Source organism: Streptomyces sp. SID3343 (assembly GCF_009865215.1).
GTDB lineage: Bacteria > Actinomycetota > Actinomycetes > Streptomycetales > Streptomycetaceae > Embleya.
In genome coordinates, this window is sequence record NZ_WWJX01001536.1 from 1 (window position 1) to 2,392 (window position 2,392).

Below are 2,392 nucleotides of genomic sequence, written 5' to 3' on the forward strand. Positions count from 1 at the left end.
CGCGAGGTCGCGGCGCGGATCACCCGATCGGCTCCGCGAGCACCGCGACCGGCCTCGGCCCGCGGTGCCCGCGACCGACCGCCGCGGGCACGATGCGCACGAGCGGATCGTGCCGTCGCGGGCGCCGATTGCTCCATGTCACTGCACAGGCGTCACCAGCCGCCTGCTCGTGGCATCGTCCACCCGCACCGCGCTACTTCTCGTCCGTTTTCCGGTCCTCCTGCGCGCGGGCCCGGCTGCGCCCGACCTCGGCGTAGAAGCGCAGCACCTCGAGGTCGTCCACGGACCCGGGGTTGACGGCGTCCTCCAACGCCCGGCCCTGGAGGAGCTTCTTGACCGGGATCTCGATCCTCTTCCCGGTGAGCGTGTGCGGGACGCCGGGCGCGGCGATGATCTCGTCGGGCACGTGCCGGGGCGAGACCTCGTCGCGGATCACGGCGCGGATCTTGGCTCGCAGCGCGTCGTCGAGGGCGTGACCGGGCGCGGCCACCACGAACAGTGGCATCCAGTAGCCCCCGTCGGGCAGTTCGAGGCCGATCACCAGCGATTCGCGCACTTCGGGCAGCCGCTCGACGGCCTCGTAGATGTCGCTCGATCCCATCCGCACACCTTGGCGGTTCAGGGTCGAGTCGGAGCGCCCGTGCACCACGACGGTGCCGCGCGAGGTCAGCGTGATCCAATCGCCGTGCCGCCAAACGCCCGGATACGTGTCGAAATAGCTCGCGCGGTAGCGCTCGTCGTCCTTGTCGTGCCAGAAGTAGACCGGCATCGAGGGCATCGGCTGGGTGATCACCAACTCCCCCACCTCGTCGACGACCGGCCGGCCGGCCGGGTCCCACGCCTCGACGGCGCAGCCGAGCGCGCGGCACTGGATCTCGCCGAGGTAGACCGGCAGGTCGGGGCTGCCGCCGACGAACGCGCTGCACACGTCGGTGCCGCCGCTGACCGACGCGAGCCACATGTCGGCGGCGATCGCGTCGTAGATCCAGCGGAAGCCGTCGGGCGGAAGCGGCGAGCCGGTGGTGCCGATCGCGCGGACCCGGCCGAGGTCGTGGGTGTGTCGTGGCACGAGTTCGTTCTTGCGGCAGGCCATCACGTACGCCGCGGACGTGCCGAACCAGGTCACGCCGGCGCGTTCGACCACGGTCCACTGGGCGTCGGGGCCCGGATGGCCGGGGCTGCCGTCGTAGAGCACGATCGTCGTGCCTCCGAGGAGGCCGCCGACCAGCAGGTTCCACATCATCCAGCCGGTGGAGGTGTACCAGAAGAAGCGGTCCCGCGGCCCCAGATCGAGCTGAAGCACGGCCTGCTTGAGGTGTTCGAGCACGATGCCGCCATGGCCCTGCACGATGGCCTTGGGCAGTCCGGTGGTGCCGGAGGAGTACAGAATCCACAGCGGATGATCGAACGGCACCTGCTCGTACTCGATCGCCGCGCCGTCGTCGGGGCGGCCGATCACGTCGGACCACGCGAGCACGTCGGCGGGGGTCGGCTCGTCGAGCAACGAGACGTGCAGCACGTGTCGCACGGTGGGCAGGCCCTCGCGCAGTTCGGCGACCACGTCGGTGCGGCGGATCTCCTTGCCGCCGTAGCGGTAGCCGTCGACGGCGATGAGCACGACCGGCTCGATCTGCTGGAAGCGGTCGAGCACGCTGCGCGCGCCGAAATCGGGCGCGCACGCGGACCACACCGCGCCGATCGCGGCGCTGGCGAGCAGTCCGATCACCGCGTGTGGGGTGTTGGGCACATACGCCGCGACCCGGTCGCCCGGTCGCACGCCCAGCTCACGCAGGGTGGCCGCGCAGGACGCGACCCGGCGGCGCAGTTCGGCCCACGAGATCTCGTGCGGCTCCAGGCTCTCGTCGAGGTACACGATCGCGGCCCGGTCGGGGTCGCCGTCGTCCACGTGTCGCAGCGCCTGTCGCGCGTAGTTGAGCCGGGCGTCGGGGAACCAGCGGGCGCCCGGCATGGTGCGCTCGGCCAGCACCACGTCGTGCGCGTCGCCGAAGTCGAGCGCGAACCACTCACGCAACGAGCCCCAGAACGCCTCGGGCTCGGTCGTGGACCACGACCACAGGTGGGCGTAGTCCTCGGTGACCGTGCCGTGTTCGGCCGCGAGCCACTCGCGGTAGCGGGTGACCGCCGCGTCGGCGACGCGTTCGGCCGACGGCTGCCAGAGAAGTTCGACGCCGTCCGTCGATTCCGTCATGTTTTCTGCCCCCTCGCTGCGCGGTCTGCCCCCTGACACTGCCGGCTCGGAGAGCGGAGCGCATCCCCCGACCGGTCGAAAAAGGATCTTCGTCCGACTCTGCACGCGTGGTGCCGGACGCGGGATGTCACCGGCGAGGAAACCGGTCCGACCGAGGAGGCTCGCCTGCCCCCCGGCACGTGC

General features: G+C 71.2%; 1 protein-coding gene. It reads right to left on the reverse strand.

The window, feature by feature from the left end:
• Positions 1-193 precede the first annotated feature (193 nt).
• A complete protein-coding gene (locus tag GT354_RS49020) occupies positions 194-2,209 on the reverse strand; it encodes an acetoacetate--CoA ligase (protein WP_161364612.1) in 2,016 nt (671 codons plus the stop codon).
• Between the last annotated feature and the right edge of the window lie 183 nt (positions 2,210-2,392).